Genomic DNA, 17,853 nt, shown 5'->3' with positions numbered 1-17,853 from the left:
CTTGTAATATATCAAAAAATTTCTTATTTAAAGTATAAATTCCTAAAATTTGCCGAGCCTAAGCGGCTCGCGGCTTTTAAATTTTAAAATTTTTAAAAGCCCGCCTTGAAATTTAAAGCGGGCTTGAGGCTAAAATTTTACCGATACGTTAAACATAAACTGCCGCGCGTAGCCCATTTGAATAGGTATCACGCTTGTGGTTGTGCCAGTCGAGGATGAGGTATAGTATTTTTTGTCGGTCAAATTTTTGACGTTGAACGAAAAATTCGTATCATAGCCCGAAATTTTAGTATCGTAGCTCACGAAGGCGTCATAAACTACGGCGTGAGGCAGCTTAAATGCCGTTCCTGCGGGCACGCTCGGTAGGTTCGTGCGCATATAGTAGGTGTACCACGAACCGAAGTATCGCGCGCCGCCGCCGAGCCTAAGCCCCTTTGCGCCTAGATGTGCGAAATCGTAGTTGGCAAATAGGCTTGCTTGGTGCTTCGGCGTCGCTTCCAGCGGTTTGCCGATTAGCACCGCAAAAGCGCCGTCGTCCTCGCGCACCCTCGTTTTGGTGTATGCGTAGCTTGCCGACATGCTAAGCCCCTGCGTCACGCGCCCGTTTATATCGAGCTCAAATCCTCGCGAGCGAGCCTTGCCGATCGTCTCGCTTATATTATTTACCGTCCGCAGGATGTTTTTTTTATCGATATTAAACACCGCCGCGCCTGCAGTGACGCGATCGTTTTGAAATTTAGTGCCGAGCTCCACGGATTTGCCTTCCTCCGGCTTTAGATCGCCGCCTATCGCCTCGCCTATGGACATCTGCGGCGTGAAGCTTTGCGCGTAGTTAGTATATACCGACCACTGCGGGCTTAACAGGTACAAAAGCCCGCCCTGATAGGTCGTAGCGGCCTTTTTCTGATCGGTGTTGTTCGGTCCTTGCCAGCTTTGCTTGGCTACTTGATCGTAAAATTCCCTACGCACGCCCAAAGAAAGTATCAACTCGTCGGTTAAATTTATATTATCTTGGGTGTAAAGCCCGATCGTTCTTAGCTTTTGATATTGTATTTTTGGCTCTCTATCGTTCGTTAAGACGGCACCCGAAGCGGTCTGCCCGGTAAGCATATTGATGCGTCCTGCGGTGCCTTTTAGCGCGCCTGGGCGGTATCTGTAGTAGTTTTTGTAATCCGTGCCGAAAAGAATGTCGTACTTAAGCGGGCCCGTTTCAAATTTGCCGTTTAGCGTGACGCTTGCTGCGTGCGTGCGGTGTATGAAATTATCGTAGTAGTTATACGATCGCGTCGTGCCGATAAGGCCTTGGGGCGTGAATGGATTGTTCGGACGGACGTAGCCGTATTCGTGCTTGCTGCGCGAGAAAGCGTAGGCGCCTTTTAATATCCAATCCTCGTTAAATTCCTTCTCAAAGCCGAAATCAACCGTATCGAGTTTGCTTTGTAGTTTATTTACCGGCTCGTCGAAGCGGACTTTACCACTGCCGTAAATTTTACCCGTACTCGGCACCAAAAATGCGCCGCGATCCACCGGATCGGTAGAGCGGCTATGGGTGTAGCCTAAGCTTATCGAATAATCGTCTCCTTGATACGCAAGCGACGGCGCAAAGAGCGTGTTTTTTATACCGCCGAAATTTCGCCAATAATCCTTCGCGTAGTAATCGAATATAAATCTATACGCAAAGCCGCTGTCTGCGATCGGTCCTGTAGTATCAAATCCCGCGTCCCAATAGTTGCGATTGCCCAGCCCGCCCCAAATTTCATTTATAAACTCATACTGCGGCTTTTTGGTTACCATGTTTATGACGCCGCCCGGTTGCTGCGCGCCGTAGAGCATGCTCGCGGGCCCTTTTAGAACCTCGACGGATTGAATAGTTTTATTATAGTTGTGCATCACGGCGCCCGGCACGCCGTTGCGCATAATCGAGCCGTCGCGACCCTCGCCGAAGCCACGCTTGATGATCGCATCGAAAATATTTCCCGTCGTATTTGCATAGCTTATGCCGCTTACGTTTTGCAGCGATTCGGCTAGGGTCTCTGGCTTTTTGTCCTTTAGATGCTGCTGCGTTACGACATTTACGGTCTGCGGAATTTCTAAAATTCTCTTAGTCGTCTTGCCGATCTCGCTGCGTACGGCACGGTAGCCGTCGTCGTTATTCGCCCATTCTACGACCTCGATATCGCCTAGGTTTTCGCCCGAGGCGGAGCTTGCCGCGGCGTTTTGTTCGGCGCAAGCAAAGGAAAAAAGCGCCAAAGCCGCACCAAAACTCATCTTAAATTTCATTACCGAACTCCTTGTAGATAAAGCTTATCGAAACGGCGGATTTTAAACAAAAATTTCTTAAATTTAAATATATTATCATTAACATAATGAGATTGATAAAATTTCGCGCGAAATTTTAAAATTTATCAGCGTTATAAAAGGGGTTTTTGAGTAATATCGCGCATCGATCTTTAAGGAATTGCTAAAAATGGACGAAAAAAGCCGAGCTAAATTTGAAAACTGCGTGTCGCAGATGCTTGAAATTTTAGGCGAGGATCCGAAACGCGACGGGCTTGCAAAGACGCCCGAGCGCGTAGCTAAAGCCTATGAGTTTCTAACTAGCGGCTACGAGCTGGATCCAAAAGAAATTTTAAACGACGCGCTGTTTGAGAGTAGCAACAATGAGATGGTTTTGATAAAAGATATAGAATTTTATAGTCTCTGCGAGCACCATCTGCTGCCGATTATAGGGCGCGCGCACGTCGCGTATATTCCGAATAAAAAGGTCGTGGGGCTCAGTAAAATTCCGCGTATGGTAAATATTTTCGCGCGCAGGCTGCAGATCCAAGAGCAGCTTACCGAACAGATCGCAAGCGCTATCCAAGAGGTGATCCATCCGCTCGGCGTGGGCGTGGTGCTGCAGGCGCGGCATATGTGCATGGAGATGCGCGGCGTGCAAAAGATCAACTCGACCACGACTACGTCGGCACTGCGAGGGCTTTTTATCAGCCGAAACGACACGCGTAAGGAATTTTTCGATCTAATAAATTCTCCGAAAACTTTCGGTTTTTAAAACGGCAAGCGTTAAAGAAAAATTTAGCAATTATGTTATATTATCGTGCGAAATTGATAAAAGAGCGAAATTGTCTGATTAAATTTCAGACAAATTTTAGAAAGGAATTTTATGCAGCGCGTTTATTTGGATAATAACGCCACTACGATGGTCGATCCCGAGGTTTTCGAGGAGATGAAGCCGTTTTTTTGCGATAAATACGGCAATCCAAACTCCCTTCACAGCTTCGGCAGCGAGACTCACCCCGCGCTAAGAGCCGCGATGGATAGGCTCTATGCGGGACTCGGCGCTGCGGATGCGGACGATATCGTCATCACAAGCTGTGCGACCGAGAGCAATAACTGGGTTTTAAAAGGAATTTACTACGATAAAATTCTAACCGGCGAGAAGGATAATATCATCATAAGCTCCGTTGAGCACCCTGCAATCAGCGCGACCTGTGCTTTTTTAGAAAAAATTTGCGGCGTAAAGATCACTCGCCTCGGCGTCGATAAAGACGGACTAATCGATCTTGACGAGCTTAGCGAAAAGATCGACGACAAAACTGCGCTCGTTAGCGTGATGTGGGCAAATAACGAAACCGGCACGATCTTCCCCGTAAAAAAAATCGCACAAATCGCACACGAGCATGGCGCGCTATATCATGCCGACGCGGTGCAAGCGATAGGTAAGATAAAGGTAAACGTGCGCGATGCCGACGTGGATTTTTTAAGCCTTTCCGGGCATAAATTTCACGCTCCAAAGGGTGTCGGCGCGCTCTACATTAAAGATAGCAAGCCGCTTACGAGCCTGCTTCACGGCGGAGAACACATGGGCGGACGCCGCAGCGGCACGCTAAACGTCGCAGGCATCGTGGGGCTCGGTAAGGCTTTGGAGCTAGCAAATAAATTTATGGATTTTGAGCGCACTCAGGTAAGTAGACTTCGCGATAAGCTGGAGGATGCGCTTTTGCAAATTTCAAACGTCAGCGTCGTGGGTGATCGCAGCATTCGCGTGCCAAACACCATCCTCGCCTCTATCCAAGGCGTCGAAGGAGAGGCGATGCTGTGGGATCTAAATAAAGCGGGCATAGCCGCTTCTACTGGCTCTGCATGTGCGAGCGAGGCGCTTGAGAATAACCCGATAATGGAAGCGATCGGCGCGGATAAGGAGCTGGCGCATACGGCGCTAAGGCTTTCACTGTCGCGCTTTACGACGGAGGCGGAGATCGATTACGCGATCGAGCATATAGGTAAAGCTATCGCCCGTCTGCGCGGGATTTCAAGCACATTTGCTTACGCGCCGCAAGGTTATGAGAAAAATAAAGGATAAAAAATGGCAAAAAACAGTTTGATAAACGGCTCGATCTGGGAGCAATACTCGCAAAAAGTGCAGGATCGCATGAATAATCCTCGCTATATGGGCGAGATCACCGAGGAGGAGGCAAAGGCTAGAGGCGGCAAGCTCGTGGTCGCGGACTTCGGCGCCGAGAGTTGCGGCGATGCGGTGCGGCTGTATTGGTTGATCGATCCTAAGACCGATAGAATTTTAGACGCTAAATTTAAAAGCTTCGGCTGCGGCACGGCGATTGCGAGTTCGGATACGATGGCTGAGCTTTGTATCGGAAAGACCGTCGATCAAGCGGTAAAGATTACAAATTTAGACGTAGAGCACGCGATGCGCGACAATCCCGATGAGCCCGCCGTGCCGCCGCAAAAGATGCACTGCTCTGTAATGGCATACGACGTCATCAAGCAGGCCGCTGCGAATTATAAGGGCGTCGATCCCGCGCATTTCGAGGACGAGATCATCGTGTGCGACTGCGCGCGCGTGAGCCTCGGCACGATCAAAGAGGTGATCCGATTAAACGATCTTCATACGGTTGAAGAGATCACGCAATACACCAAAGCAGGTGCGTTTTGTAAATCCTGCGTGCGCCCGGGCGGACACGAGGAGAAGGATTACTATTTGGTCGATATTTTAAAGCAAACCAGAGAGGAGATGGAGCGAGAGAGGCTTCAAGCTCAAGCCGAGGCGAGTGCCGCTAATAACGTGAAAGTGGGAGCCGAGATGAGCTTTGAGCAGTTAAATTTGATCGGTAAATTTAAAGCGGTCGAAGGGGTGCTTGACGAGGATATCCGCCCGATGCTCCAGATGGATGGCGGTAATCTCGACGTCATCGACATCAGGCCTGCAGACGACGGCAAAACCGATATCTACATCCGCTACTTAGGCGCTTGTAGCGGCTGCGCCAGCGGTGCGAGCGGTACGCTGTATGCGATAGAAAACGTCTTGCAAGAAAACCTTAGCCCAAACATCCGCGTAATGCCGATCTAGGCTTATCGGTCGCTACGTTTCATCTTGGCTTGGTCTTTACGAAATTTTAAGAGCTTGGCTTCTGTATAATTGATGCAGTGCTAAATTTCGCCCCTTAGCTAAATTCGCAATTAGACGCTAAATCTGCGTAGAATTTCGCCGTTTACTTTTAAGAATATCGCAAATTTCGCTAAGGTTTTTTAACGTGAAGTCCATCCGTAAAATTTTGTCTATAAATTTAGTTAAAAACGCCTTATTTCGCTCGTGTAAGTTTTTTATGAGATTTCGTTTGTAAATTGGACATAGAATTTCTCCGCAAATTTCATCTTTTCATAAATTTAGATGAAAATGCGCCATAAATCGCAGAATTTTAGCTGGCTATAATTTCTTTTTATTATAATTGCGCCTTATTTCAACTAAAAGGGGAGCAAATGAAAGTATTTGTTTTGGCGGCTCTGCTACTTGGTTTTCTATCTGCAAATTCTTTGGACCAGATCAAAAAAGATAGGCTCGTTCGCATCGGTGTATATAACGATCAGCCGCCGTTTAGTGCGCTCGTAGACGGCAAATATAGGGGATTTGAGATTGCTCTTGGCGAAAAGCTCGGTAAGGAGATTTTCGGCGATAATCCTGGCAAGGTAAAATTTATCCCGATCACGGCTTCAAGACGCATTAGCGCTTTACAGCGCAATGAAGCGGATATGGTGATTGCGACCTTTACTCCTACGCCCACGCGAGCGAAAAAAGTAGATTTTTCGGAGCCTTATTTTAAGGTGCAGGTAGGTGTGCTAGCCAAAAAAGACGAAAATATCACGAGCTTCGATCAACTCCGCAAAAAGAGGATTTTCGTCATCAAACACTCTCCTATTCACAATTTCTTACGCAAAGCGGGCTTCAGAAAGAATTTAAACTTTTGCGCCAGTTCGGCTAAATGTTACCGCGCTTTCAAAAGGGCGAAAAATGCCGTGCACGTCGATGATAATCTAATCCTGCATGCATACGCGATCATCGATAATAAAACGCAGGTTGCTTTGGATGGTCTAGGTAAGCAAACTTACAACGCAATCGCCGTGCAGAAGGGCAATAATGCACTGCTAGAGCTAATCAATACATCTTTAGCAGGACTAAAAAAAGATGGATTTTTGGATAAGACCTTTGATGATACGCTCGGGATTTTTTATCATGGCACGATCGATAAGAAGGAATTCTTGGTTGAATAAAATTTCGTGCAGAATTTAATTCGTGCGTTTGATTCCCGCGTAAAATTCGATTCATTGTAATGACGGAGTTAAAAAATACGTTGCGGGCTTAATTTGCTTTTAGAATTCGGTCTTGATTTTACTTGCCTGTGTTTTGAGGCATGTAATTTTTATGGGGGGGGTTATTTAAATTTTACTATTCATAGAATTTTTAGGTAAACTTGCAAAATTTCATTTTTTTGATGCATAAAATATTTTTTGTTATGCATATTTTAAATTTTATAAATTTATCTACTTGAAAGAAATTAAGAATTTAATAGAATTTTATGCAAAAATTTGGGCTTGAAATTTTATGTGTAAAATCCTGCGTGCGCAGGGTGATAAATTTTGCCATAAAATTTTTATGGCAAAATTATACGATCAGACTCGCAGTACGTTTAATCTTAGCTACAAATAAAATCATTTAGGCTCTAAGGCTTATTCTACTAGATAAGCTTAATTGGGTATTTATAAAAACAACTTGCGCCGTAAAATACTTGCGACAATTTTGCACAATATTGCTTTTAGGAATTAAATTCCGCGACGTCAAATCATAAAAATTTTAAGGATTTCGAGCTATTCAAGAAGCAAAACGCCTATTTTTTCGCTTCTTTCGGCGTAATCGGCGGATCGAGCTGCATGATCTTATCGCCTAGGCGCTGAAAATTTGCAAGGCTTTTTAGATGGAAATACGCTAGCTCCAGATATCCGCGGCGCGCAAAATCCGCAAGCTTTTTATCGCTTAGCTTCAAAAGCTTTTCGCGATTTACGACCGAAAAGCCGTTTAGCAGAGACGATTCCTTGCCGCTAGAGTTGATGCCGAGCTCCTTGGCCTCTAAAATCCCCGCCTTTTGGAATTCCGCCGCCGCAACGCGCGTGCGCATATCTAAATCGGCGTAATTTTTCATCACCTCTTTTAAATTTTCCAAAAACGGCGTCGGCTTGCCGTCTTTAAAAAGCGCCTCACCGTCGCCTTTGATCTGCTGTGCGTCTTTGTCGAAGCAGATCGCCGTCTGCTCGCCGATCTGGGCTAGGAAAAACGGATAATTCTGCACCGAAGAAGGCACCGTTCCTTTATAATCCTTATCGATTAGAACGTTTTTGGTGCGCCCTAGCAGCGCCACCATTTTGGGTTCTTTTTCAATGGTAAATACGATAACGAGGTTGTCCGCGCAAAACGGGATCTCCGGCGCGATCACCGGTACGAAAGGCGCGGTGGGAAATGCGTCTGCGTGATATTTCAAATCCGCGTGTTTAACGCTATCTAATACGACTGGGGTCATGTTGATCCTTTAAAAAATTTTAGCAATTATATAAAAAAGAATATTAAAATTCTAAAGGGTTTTGAAATTTTGCCTGTTTTTTTATTTGCGTAAATTTAGACTATTAAAATTTTAAATTTAGTAAAATTACCTTAAATTTAAAGGGGTGCAGATGGATTTAAACGAGCTTTTAATGCTCGCGACGGACGCCGCAAAAAAGGCAAACGCCGCAATAATGCAAAATTACGACAAATTCGATGTCTTTGTTAAAGCGGACAGATCGCCGCTTACGAATGCCGATCTTGCGGCAAACGATGCGATAATGCGCACCCTAGAGCCTAGCGGCATCGCAATCTGCTCGGAAGAGTGCGTGCTGGATAGCAAGCGGCGCATGAACGAGGAGAGATTTTGGCTGATAGATCCGCTGGACGGCACGAAGGAGTTTATCGCGCGCAACGGCGAGTTTTGCGTCTGCATCGCGCTGATCGAGCATGGGCGCCCGATTTTAGCGACGATCAGCGTGCCTGTAAGCGGCGACGTATACAGCTCAAACGGCGGCGGAGTTTATAAAAATGGCGTGCTGCTCGCTCGTCCCACTAGCGCGCCGCAAATCTTCATGCACGGCCGACATAGCAAATCCGAAAAATATCCGCAATTTGCGCAAAAATTTAAAATGCAGCTCGTGCGCAAAGGCTCTGCGATAAAATTTTGCATCTTAGCTGAGGGGGGTGCCAGCGCGTATGCGAGATTTAGCGACTGCTCGCTTTGGGACATCGCCGCGGGAGATTTTTTGCTGCATCAAAGCGGCGGAGCGGTAGTGGATCTAAAGACGATGAAGGCGCCGCTTTATAACGGAAAAAGCCTGATAAATAACCATTATGTGGCGGTCGGCGCGAATGCGATAAAAAATTTATCTGAAATGTTAGAATTCGCAAAGAACTTTTAAGTTAAATTTATAGTAAACACTCTATAATATAAGTCCAAAAATTTTTTATCAAAGGATAAAAACATGAAGGGCTTTACTATGATCGAATTAATTTTCGTGATCGTGATTTTAGGTGTTTTGGCGGCAATTGCCATTCCAAAACTAGCAGCTACGCGCGACGATGCGGAAGTCGTTAGAGCAGCGCAGAACGTATCTACATCACTGACTGATCTAATGGCTTATTATACTTCGCAAGGCGAGTATGATAATAGCACGACAGGTTTTAATAACATGACGAATGTTAAAAATCCTATTACCGCAAAGAATAAGGTTTGTGCTACATACACTGTCGATAGCAAAAATAAGGTTACTCTTAAAAAGAGTACAGATGGCCTATGTGCTCACGTATGGGAGATGCCGGGACTAAAGAATATAAATACTGTATATTCGTCTGATGCTTTGCTAATTATTACACAGTAACTTCTTTGGCGCAGAGGCTACCTCTGCGCCTTCTTATTCAAAAACCCAAGAAAAATTCCAATCGTCCAAATAATTGCGAAAAATATAAAGATAAAACTCCAAAATTGCGCCAGATCCACGCTTTTACTTGCCGGGAATAGATACCAACCTCCGCTATAAAGCGCCGTTAGTTTGGCTTGCAGTCCGTCTAGCGTTATATTGGTCGGCACCGCCGGTACATCGAATGCGCAGCTGTTAAATGGCTTAAAAATCGGCACCGCGCTTAGATCGAAATTTAAAAATTTCACCGCTCCGCCGCAGCCGCTTATCCCTCCCATTTCGCCGTCTTCGCGCAATACGACGCGGATTTTGACTAAATTTAACGACGAGGCGAATCCCAGCGCCGCGCCGTAAAACCACACCGCATATCCGTAGATCGCGCCGTAAACGCTCTTGCCGCAAACCGCTAAAATCACCGTTCCTAGCGCTATGGCGCAAAGTGCGAATCTAACGTGAATACTAAAGCTTTCCGGATAGATAAAAAGGAATTTTTGCAAGAAAAAATATGAAAATGCTAGCCAAAAAAGCGCCCAAATAGCGCAAAAGGCGAGAAATTTTTTAGAGTATTTGTTTTGAAATTTTAAAATCATAAAAATCCTTTCTGCGCATAATTTTATAATAAATTGCAGATATTTTTGCTAAAATCCCAGCTTTTATAGCAAAAATTTCAAGCAAAGGGTAAAATTTTGAAGAGTTTTTTACGCAGATTAGAAAGAGCTTTTGATGCGTTCGCAAATATCTTAGGCGTATTAAGTATCGTATTTTTGGCGCTTTTAGTTATAGTCGTTTTTTACAATGTTGTGGCGCGCTATCTTTTTCCCACCGCAAATTCCGTCGCTATGCAAGAACTTACATGGTGGCTATATTCGGCGATGTTTTTATTCGGTGTGACCTATGCGCTTAAAGAAAACGCACACGTTCGCGTGGATATTTTTTACGAAAAATTTAATCCCACTGCAAAAGCGCTCATAAATATCTTAGGCACGATATTTTTCATTTTGCCTTTCGTAGCGCTCGTGGCGTTTTTTTCGATCGATTACGTGAGCGAGGCTTATACGAGCCATGAGGCCAGTGCTAATCCCGGCGGTATGCAGCATCTTTGGATCATCAAGTCCGCAATCACGCTTAGCTATGCGTTTTTATTTATCTACGCATTTGGATTTTTGATTAAAAATATTAACGCCCTGCTTGATGTTAGGGAAAACAAAGGCTCGGAATTTCTTAGTGGGAATTCTTCGGGCGCACAGAGTGTGTGAGGGCAGAATGAGCTTAAATTTAAAATTCTATAAATTTCACACTTTTCGCGCTTGGGCGGAATTTTGCCACGGCGAGATAAAAGGTGGCGAGCTATGATAGGCATAGTGATGTTTGCGGTAGCGCTTTTTATGCTTTTACTGGGTTTTCCCGTTGCGTTTACATTTGGTGCTGTAGCGGTTATTTTCGGCTTTATCTACGGACTTAGTGAGGCGTGGGATTACGCGCAGGGCTTTGAAATTTTAACTGAAGCTTTCGAGGATATGAGCAGGCAGTTTTTTTCACTGATGCCTAATAGAATTTACTCGATTATGGAAAATCAGCTGTTAATCTCGGTGCCGCTTTTTATTTTGATGGGTATGATTTTGCAAAAGACTCGCCTTGCGGAGCGCTTATTAGAGTCGATGGCATTTTTATTCGGCGGTGTACGAGGCGGCGTGGCGATCAGCACCGTTTTGGTGGGCGCGCTACTTGCGGCTACGACGGGCATAGTGGGCGCGACTGTCATCGCTATGGGCGTTATCAGTCTGCCCGTGATGATGAAATACGGCTATGATAAGCCACTGGCTACCGGCACTATCGCTGCTGCGGGCACGCTTGGGCAGATTATCCCGCCTTCTATCGTGCTGATTATTTTAGGCGATATACTTTCGGTTTCTGTGGGTGATCTTTTTTCTGCAGCAGTTATTCCTGGGCTCGTGCTAGTGGGTTTTTACGTGATTTATATTGCGATTATTTCATATATTTGCAAAGATTATGCACCGCCTGTTCCGCCGCTAGAGGGGCTTAGCAAATCAAAGCAAATTTTTATCGCGCTTAAAAACGTCGTGCCAGTGCTCGTGCTGATTTTGCTCGTCTTAGGATCTATTTTTGCGGGCATCGCTACGCCTACGGAGAGCTCGTCGGTAGGCTGCTTGGGTGCGATAGCGCTAGCTGTTTTGTACCGCACGTTTTCGTTTAGGCTGATCTATGACGCGCTAAAAAATACCGCTAAAATTTCGGGCATGGTTTTTATGATTTTGATGGGCGCCACGGCATTTTCGATGATTTTTTCTTACACGGGCGGAGATGAGGTCGTAAAAAATTTTATGGAAAATCTGCCTGGTCAAGCATGGGGATTTATCGCGCTTACGATGGTAGTTATCATAGTGCTTGGGTTTTTTCTCGATTATGTCGAAATTTCATATATCATTTTACCGATACTTTTGCCGATAGTAGAGTCTTTGCATATCAATCCCGTGTGGTTTGCGATCTTAATCGCTGTAAATTTACAAACGTCGTTTATGACGCCGCCATTTGGATTTTCGATATTTTTCTTAAAGGGCGTGACGCCGCCGCAAATCCATACCACGGATATTTACAAGGGCGTGCTACCTTTTATTTTATTGCAAATTCTAGTGCTATTAACGCTCGCAATCTTTCCGGGGGTTTTTGGTTTAAAAGCTTTTTTAGGCTAGAAATATTAAAATTCACGCTAAATTTAACCTAGGAGCTAAAAATGGCTAAAAAGCTTATCGACGTTATGGATACGACCTTTCGCGACGGATTTCAGTCGGTTTTTGGCGCGCGCGTGGCGATGGCGGACTTTTTGCCTGCCGTTAGCGCGGCCAAAGACGCGGGCATCACGCACTTTGAGTTCGGCGGCGGCGCGCGGTTTCAGAGCCTGTATTTTTACCTAAACGAAGACGCCTTTGAGATGATGGATAAATTTAGAAGCATCGTGGGGCCTGAGGCGAACCTGCAAACCCTTAGCCGCGGCGTAAATACCGTCACGCTCGATACCGGCAGCCGCGAGATCATCGATCTGCACGCTAAGCTTTTTGCCAAGCATGGCACGACGACGATTCGAAATTTCGACGCGCTAAACGACGTGGAAAATTTAAAATTTAGCGGCGAGTGCATACATCGTCACGGCCTTAAACACGAAGTCGTGGTTACGATGATGGATCTACCGCCTGGATGTAGCGGTGCGCACGATGCGGCGTTTTACGAGAGGATTCTGCGTCAAATTTTAGACGCGCAGATCCCGTTTGACAGCGTCTGCTTCAAAGACGCAAGCGGCACCAGTAGCCCGCAGAAGGTCTATGAGACGATCAAGCGCGCGCGTAAAATTTTAAGCGACGGCGTGCATATCCGCCTGCACACTCACGAGACGGCGGGCGTTAGCGTCGCGTGCTATCAGGCTGCGCTCGTTGCGGGCGTAGACGGCATCGACCTTGCCGCGCATCCCGTAAGCGGCGGCACTAGCCAGCCGGACATTCTTACGTTGTTGCACGCGACGAAGGGGCAAAATTTCGACCTGGGACTGGATGCAGAGAAAATTTTAAAATACGAAGAGGTTTTGGGCGAGTGCTTGAAGGATTACTTCATGCCGCCAGAAGCTACGCAGGTAAGCCCACTCATTCCGTTTTCGCCGATGCCCGGAGGCGCGCTTACGGCAAACACTCAGATGATGCGCGATAATAAAATTTTAGACAAATTCCCAGCCGTCATCAAGGCTATGCGCGAAGTCGTCGAAAAGGGCGGCTTCGGCACGAGCGTAACGCCGGTTAGCCAGTTTTATTTCCAGCAGGCGTTTAACAACGTAATGTTCGGCCCGTGGAAAAAGATCGCCGAGGGCTACGGCAAGATGGTGTTAGGTTATTTCGGCAAAACGCCCGTTAAGCCGGATGACGGCGTGATTAAGCTCACCGCCGAGCAGCTGGGACTACAGCCTACGACTAAACACGCCGTAGATATAGCCGATGCCGACGATAGCAAGAGCGTCGCGTATGCGCAGAAGATTCTACGCGAGCAGGGCATTGAGCCTAGCGAGGAGAACATATTTATCGCGCTTGCGTGCAAAGAAAAGGGTATCGCGTTTTTAAAAGGCGAGGGCAAGCTCATGAGCCGCAAAAAAGAGGACGTAGCACCCGCCGCAAGTCATCAAAGCGGTATTTCTAAAAACGGTAAATTTGACGTTAAGATTAACGGCAAAATTTACAGCGTAGAATTCGCTGGGCAAAACGTGCTCGTAAACGGCGATCGATACGACGTCAGCTTCGATACCTCAGCGCCCGCAAAGCCGCAAGTGCAAACCGCTCCTGAAAGCAAGGCAAGCGGTACGGACGACAACGATATAAAAGCGACGCTTCCTAGCAACGTATTTAAAATTTTAATAAAGGAAGGCGACGCTGTTAAGGCGGGGCAGAATGTCATCGTTCTTGAAGCGATGAAGATGGAGATAAATATCGAAAGCCCGCGTGATGGCATAATCGATAAAATTTTAGTTGCCCAGGGCGATACGGTCGATGCTGATCAAGTGCTCGCGATTTTAAGATAAGCTCTAAAATTTAGGCGGCACTCCCGCCTAAATTTCATGGCGACCATCCTCGGTGCTTAAGCGAGCTCACCTAAATTTTAAGCTATAATAGCGCAATCTTTTATCAAAATTTAATTTAAAAAGGACGCAAAATGACAACTCCGAACGATCTGGATAAACTAGGTCTTAAAAATATCAAAAAAATCAACTACAACCTAAGCTACGACGAGCTTTTCGAGCTTGAAAAGGCGATGAATGAAGGGCGCGTGTCAAGCAACGGTACCTTTATGGTCGATACTGGCATCTTTACGGGTCGCAGCCCCAAGGATAAGTACTTCGTAAAACAAGATCCGAGCCAAAAATACATCGCCTGGGGCAAGATAAATCAGCCTATCTCAAAAGAGCTTTTCGATAAGCTTTTAGCTAAAGCCAAAGCCCAACTAAGCGGTAAGGAAATCTTTATCCAAGATGCATTTTGCGGCGCGAGCGAAAAGAGCAAAAAATCGGTTCGCTTCGTAACCGAAGTCGCGTGGCAGGCGCATTTTGTTAAAAATATGTTCATCCGCCCAAGCAAGAGCGAGCTAGCGGAATTTCATCCGGATTTCGTCGTTTACAACGCTTGTAAATGCAAAAACGAGGACTACGCCAGCGACGGGCTGCATTCCGACGTTTTCGTTATCTTTAACGTCGAGGAAAACGTCGCGGTTATCGGCGGTACGTGGTACGGCGGCGAGATGAAAAAGGGCATTTTTTCGATGATGAACTACTGGTTGCCGCTTGCGGGCAAGATGTCGATGCACTGCTCGGCAAACGTGGGCAAGGATGGCGACACGGCGCTATTTTTCGGTCTAAGCGGCACGGGCAAAACGACGCTCTCGACCGATCCAAACCGCAAGCTAATCGGCGACGACGAGCACGGCTGGGACGATGAGGGGATATTTAACTTCGAGGGCGGCTGCTACGCGAAGTGCATAAATTTAGATCCGAGCAGCGAGCCTGAAATTTACGCGGCGATCAAACGCGACGCGCTACTTGAAAACGTGGTCGCCAATGAGGCTGGCGTCGTGGACTACAAAGACGGCAGCAAGACCGAAAACACCCGCGTCAGCTACCCGATCTATCATATCGATAACTATGAGCCAAGCTCTGCGGGCGGCCATCCGAAAAATATCATCTTCCTAACAGCCGACGCATTCGGCGTTTTGCCTCCGGTCGCAAAGCTAACCAAAGAGCAGGCGATGTATTATTTCCTAAGCGGCTATACGGCCAAAGTCGCAGGCACCGAGCGCGGTATCACCGAGCCCGTGGCGACATTTAGCGCGTGCTTTGGCGAGCCGTTTATGCCGCTGCATCCGACCGTTTACGCTAAGCTGCTAGGCGAAAAGATCGATAAGCATAATGTTAGCGTCTATCTCGTAAACACAGGCTGGAGCGGCGGCGCGTACGGCGTAGGCAAGCGAATGAGTATAAAAGCCACTCGCGCATGCATAAACGCGATCCTTGACGGCAGCATCAAAAAGTGCGAATTTGAAAATTTTGAAAAATTTAACCTTGCGATCCCAAAAGAGCTAGCAGGCGTCGAGACGAAGCTGTTAAATCCTATCAATACGTGGACGCACCCGGCGGAATATAAGATCACGCGAGATAAGCTAGCAAAGATGTTTGAAGAGAATTTTAAACGCTACGAGGACGTAAAAGAAGGGGTCGAGTTTGCTAAAGCGGGCCCTACGGCTTAGGCTCCTGGGCCTCGGGGCGATTTGCGCGCTTTTTGCCGCATGCGAAAACACCCCTTCAAATTTAAAACAGCCGCTCGTTGCGATGAGCGGCTTTTCCTTTTACGACGATCCGCTAAGCTACATCAACAATGTGCGCGCAAAATCGGGGTTAAACTACTTTGCGCAGAATGAAATTTTAAATATCTCCGCGCTTAATCACGCAAAATATGTCGTCGCAAACGAGGCGATGTCGCACGACGAGACCCAGGGCAGACCGAATTTTACGGGCGAAAATCCGTCAAAGCGCGCTTTTTACGCAGGCTATAATGCCGTCGTGAGTGAAAATTTATCCTATAACTCAAGCGATCTAAAAAGCGCGATCGACGGGCTTTTAAGCGCGATTTACCATAGATTTGCATTTTTGGATTTCGCCTCGGATGAGATCGGCATCGGCTATTTTGAGCACGGCAAAAAAAGTAGCTACGTTTTTGAGATGGGAAATTCGCGCCTCAATGCCTTTTGTTTGCGGAATTTAAACGACGAAGGAAGCGGTAAATTTCTACTGGGGATGTGTAAAAATGAAACGCTACGGATGAGGGAGGATAAGTTCAAAGGCGCCACCGCGCTAAACTCGCGCCCCTATGTCTATTACCCGAACGACGAGCCCGCGCTCGCATTTTTCAGCAACGAAATTCCAGACCCCATGCCAGAGTGTAAAATCACCGCAAATCCCGTAAGCGTGGAATTTAATTCCGCCCAGCCGCCCGTAGCGATGAAAAGTTTTAAAATTTACGAAGGCGGCAGAGAGCTTCAAAACGTTAAAATTTTAGACAAAAACTCCGATCCTAACGCCATTTTAAGCGATAGGCAGTTCGTACTTTTCAGCAGAGAGGTTTTTAAATTTGACACCAAATACGGCGCGGAGTTTAATTACGAGCAGGGCGGGAAGCAAAAGACGCTGCGGTGGGAGTTTATCACGCAGGCGCCTAAATTTAGATACTTCGTCGTGCAAGGCGGAGAAAATTTGAGCGTGAAAAACGGCGCGTTTTACGACATATTCGTAACCCCGAAAGACTGCAACGATTTGATGAAAAGCTACAAAACCAGCTACTCTTTTATGGATAAGCCCGAAATTTCAAGCCCTGCGGCGAATATGCTGCGCGTAAAGCTAAACGGCGCAAAGGGCGCAAAGCTTGAAATTTCGACTGATAACGGCGCGATAATAAACCTGTATTTAAGCGACGACTCCAAAAGCTACGGCGGCATGGGTAAAATTTACGCCGCAATCGCGGTGGTTTTGGCGGCGATCATTTTGTTTTATCTTTTGGCAAGAAGAAGAGGGCGATAGGTGCGAAACTTATTTTCGCGACCTCTGTTTTTGTCTGCGCACACATGGGTACATAATGCCTATCTGGCGTAAAATTTAATGCAAAGACCTGCTTTTAAATTTTAAATTTCATCCCCGTTTATCTCATCCGCAAGTTTTAAAATTTTAGCCTGTACCGCCTCAGGAGCGTAGATATCCATCCACCCTATCCCATTTGATGCGCTAAAAAGCACTGCGATCCGCCCTTCGCTCATGGCACGCTTGGCAAGCTTGGTCGCCGCGGGGCTGTTGCCCATATTTGGCGTCTCGTCTATGCTTATCTCGGCGCAGCGGCGCAAAATAGGCGCCAGATCAAACTCGCCATCAAGCAAAACAACGACCGAGCCGCGCCTAAAACTGCAAGCGTTCCAAAAGATCTCGGCGCCGTTTACGCATTCGCGCGAGAGATCGAGGCGAAATTTGCCCCGCTCGCGCACGAGAAAGTTGAAGCTCGCCAAAACAAACGGCTCGTGCACGACGCTGATGAGCTCGCCCGCCCTGTTTATGCTTTGCGTCTCATGGCTAAGTCCGCGGTAAACGTATGCTTCCAGCGCACCAGCAAGCAGGGGCGTCACCACCTCGTCGTGCGCGCTCGTGTGATCGTCATCTCTGGCGCCCCCTGCGATTTTTATGAAAAATGGTTTAAAGTAATCCATAAGCGCTCCTTAAGCTTAAAATTTGCTCGCTTTTGCTTTTAAATTTAGCGTTCACGGCGGTTAAATTTAGCCTGCTGTCGCCGCATTTTCGGCTCGCCTTTCAGCCGCCGCCGTTTTTAAATTTTAAAATTTTACGCAGGCTTTAGCGCGTAAAATTTCATACGCCGTTTTTCTAAATTTAACGCGCTTTTAGAACGCCGCGCGCCTAAATTTACCGCCCTAAAATTTCAAATTTATCGCCGTGCACCGCGATCGCTTCGGCGTTATTTA

The 17,853-nt window shown here is 46.7% G+C and carries 15 protein-coding genes; 11 read left to right on the top strand and 4 right to left on the bottom strand.

The genetic code is table 11. The features are described 5' to 3' along the window. Nucleotides 1–129: 129 nt before the first annotated feature. Complete coding sequence (locus Q0144_RS04980) at nt 130–2,280, bottom strand: TonB-dependent siderophore receptor (RefSeq protein ID WP_298062256.1); 2,151 nt, start codon at nt 2,278–2,280, stop codon at nt 130–132. 187 nt (nt 2,281–2,467) lie between these two features. Between Q0144_RS04980 and folE the strand changes: the two genes are divergently transcribed. The 4 genes from folE (at nt 2,468) to Q0144_RS04960 (ending at nt 6,567) form a co-directional block, all read left to right on the top strand. After that, nucleotides 2,468–3,052: a GTP cyclohydrolase I FolE gene (gene folE / locus Q0144_RS04975; protein WP_297918758.1), complete on the top strand. Its 585-nt coding sequence runs from the start codon at nt 2,468–2,470 to the stop codon at nt 3,050–3,052. A 111-nt stretch (nt 3,053–3,163) separates the two neighbouring features. Further along, on the top strand, nt 3,164–4,363 hold the full coding sequence (locus tag Q0144_RS04970; protein ID WP_298062254.1) for a NifS family cysteine desulfurase: 1,200 nt from the start codon (nt 3,164–3,166) through the stop codon (nt 4,361–4,363). Between the two features lie 3 nt (nt 4,364–4,366). Then, entirely contained in the window at nt 4,367–5,368 is a 1,002-nt protein-coding gene (locus Q0144_RS04965) for an iron-sulfur cluster assembly scaffold protein (RefSeq protein WP_298062252.1), read from the top strand. A 410-nt stretch (nt 5,369–5,778) separates the two neighbouring features. Beyond that, nucleotides 5,779–6,567, top strand: coding sequence for a transporter substrate-binding domain-containing protein (locus Q0144_RS04960; protein ID WP_297882471.1), 789 nt, complete (start codon nt 5,779–5,781; stop codon nt 6,565–6,567). A 614-nt stretch (nt 6,568–7,181) separates the two neighbouring features. Here Q0144_RS04960 and Q0144_RS04955 read toward each other — a convergent pair. Continuing rightward, the gene (locus Q0144_RS04955) at nt 7,182–7,868 is read right to left on the bottom strand and encodes a SapC family protein (RefSeq protein ID WP_298062250.1); all 687 of its coding nucleotides are present in this window, start codon (nt 7,866–7,868) and stop codon (nt 7,182–7,184) included. A gap of 151 nt (nt 7,869–8,019) precedes the next feature. Here Q0144_RS04955 and Q0144_RS04950 point away from each other — a divergent pair, with 151 nt between their 5' ends. Further along, nucleotides 8,020–8,793, top strand: a complete 774-nt coding sequence (locus Q0144_RS04950; protein ID WP_298062248.1) for a 3'(2'),5'-bisphosphate nucleotidase CysQ — start codon at nt 8,020–8,022, stop codon at nt 8,791–8,793. Between the two features lie 63 nt (nt 8,794–8,856). Then, a complete protein-coding gene (locus Q0144_RS04945) occupies nt 8,857–9,252 on the top strand; it encodes a prepilin-type N-terminal cleavage/methylation domain-containing protein (protein WP_297894317.1) in 396 nt (131 codons plus the stop codon). A gap of 17 nt (nt 9,253–9,269) precedes the next feature. Here the strand turns inward: Q0144_RS04945 and Q0144_RS04940 are convergent, their stop codons facing one another. After that, nucleotides 9,270–9,881, bottom strand: a complete 612-nt coding sequence (locus Q0144_RS04940) for a disulfide bond formation protein B (protein WP_298062246.1) — start codon at nt 9,879–9,881, stop codon at nt 9,270–9,272. Between the two features lie 96 nt (nt 9,882–9,977). Between Q0144_RS04940 and Q0144_RS04935 the strand changes: the two genes are divergently transcribed. The 5 genes from Q0144_RS04935 (at nt 9,978) to Q0144_RS04915 (ending at nt 16,909) form a co-directional block, all read left to right on the top strand. Then, nucleotides 9,978–10,547, top strand: a complete 570-nt coding sequence (locus Q0144_RS04935) for a TRAP transporter small permease subunit (RefSeq protein ID WP_298062243.1) — start codon at nt 9,978–9,980, stop codon at nt 10,545–10,547. A 93-nt stretch (nt 10,548–10,640) separates the two neighbouring features. Beyond that, entirely contained in the window at nt 10,641–12,002 is a 1,362-nt protein-coding gene (locus tag Q0144_RS04930; protein WP_298062240.1) for a TRAP transporter large permease subunit, read from the top strand. A 41-nt stretch (nt 12,003–12,043) separates the two neighbouring features. Beyond that, complete coding sequence (locus Q0144_RS04925; protein ID WP_298062238.1) at nt 12,044–13,867, top strand: biotin/lipoyl-containing protein; 1,824 nt, start codon at nt 12,044–12,046, stop codon at nt 13,865–13,867. A 131-nt stretch (nt 13,868–13,998) separates the two neighbouring features. Then, a complete protein-coding gene (gene pckA / locus Q0144_RS04920) occupies nt 13,999–15,582 on the top strand; it encodes a phosphoenolpyruvate carboxykinase (ATP) (RefSeq protein WP_298062236.1) in 1,584 nt (527 codons plus the stop codon). Beyond that, the gene (locus Q0144_RS04915) at nt 15,557–16,909 is read left to right on the top strand and encodes a CAP domain-containing protein (protein WP_298062234.1); all 1,353 of its coding nucleotides are present in this window, start codon (nt 15,557–15,559) and stop codon (nt 16,907–16,909) included. The genes pckA and Q0144_RS04915 overlap by 26 nt, the downstream gene beginning before the upstream one ends. Nucleotides 16,910–17,010: 101 nt before the next feature. Here Q0144_RS04915 and Q0144_RS04910 read toward each other — a convergent pair whose 3' ends face one another. Beyond that, on the bottom strand, nt 17,011–17,583 hold the full coding sequence (locus Q0144_RS04910) for a hypothetical protein (protein ID WP_298062232.1): 573 nt from the start codon (nt 17,581–17,583) through the stop codon (nt 17,011–17,013). Nucleotides 17,584–17,853: the final 270 nt, after the last annotated feature.

This window comes from uncultured Campylobacter sp. (genome assembly GCF_938045345.1).
In the GTDB taxonomy this organism is placed as follows: Bacteria; Campylobacterota; Campylobacteria; order Campylobacterales; family Campylobacteraceae; genus Campylobacter_B.
The sequence above is the reverse complement of the archived record's forward strand: the minus strand, read 5'-3'. Positions and strand labels throughout refer to the sequence as shown.

Excerpts from the sequence above, each read along its gene's own strand:
- Q0144_RS04980 (WP_298062256.1), bottom strand. The coding sequence starts at position 2,280 with ATGAAATTTAAGATGAGTTTTGGTGCGGCTTTGGCGCTTTTTTCCTTT.
- folE (WP_297918758.1), top strand. The coding sequence starts at position 2,468 with ATGGACGAAAAAAGCCGAGCTAAATTTGAAAACTGCGTGTCGCAGATG.
- Q0144_RS04970 (WP_298062254.1), top strand. The coding sequence starts at position 3,164 with ATGCAGCGCGTTTATTTGGATAATAACGCCACTACGATGGTCGATCCC.
- Q0144_RS04965 (WP_298062252.1), top strand. The coding sequence starts at position 4,367 with ATGGCAAAAAACAGTTTGATAAACGGCTCGATCTGGGAGCAATACTCG.
- Q0144_RS04960 (WP_297882471.1), top strand. The coding sequence starts at position 5,779 with ATGAAAGTATTTGTTTTGGCGGCTCTGCTACTTGGTTTTCTATCTGCA.
- Q0144_RS04955 (WP_298062250.1), bottom strand. The coding sequence starts at position 7,868 with ATGACCCCAGTCGTATTAGATAGCGTTAAACACGCGGATTTGAAATAT.
- Q0144_RS04950 (WP_298062248.1), top strand. The coding sequence starts at position 8,020 with ATGGATTTAAACGAGCTTTTAATGCTCGCGACGGACGCCGCAAAAAAG.
- Q0144_RS04945 (WP_297894317.1), top strand. The coding sequence starts at position 8,857 with ATGAAGGGCTTTACTATGATCGAATTAATTTTCGTGATCGTGATTTTA.
- Q0144_RS04940 (WP_298062246.1), bottom strand. The coding sequence starts at position 9,881 with ATGATTTTAAAATTTCAAAACAAATACTCTAAAAAATTTCTCGCCTTT.
- Q0144_RS04930 (WP_298062240.1), top strand. The coding sequence starts at position 10,641 with ATGATAGGCATAGTGATGTTTGCGGTAGCGCTTTTTATGCTTTTACTG.
- Q0144_RS04925 (WP_298062238.1), top strand. The coding sequence starts at position 12,044 with ATGGCTAAAAAGCTTATCGACGTTATGGATACGACCTTTCGCGACGGA.
- pckA (WP_298062236.1), top strand. The coding sequence starts at position 13,999 with ATGACAACTCCGAACGATCTGGATAAACTAGGTCTTAAAAATATCAAA.
- Q0144_RS04910 (WP_298062232.1), bottom strand. The coding sequence starts at position 17,583 with ATGGATTACTTTAAACCATTTTTCATAAAAATCGCAGGGGGCGCCAGA.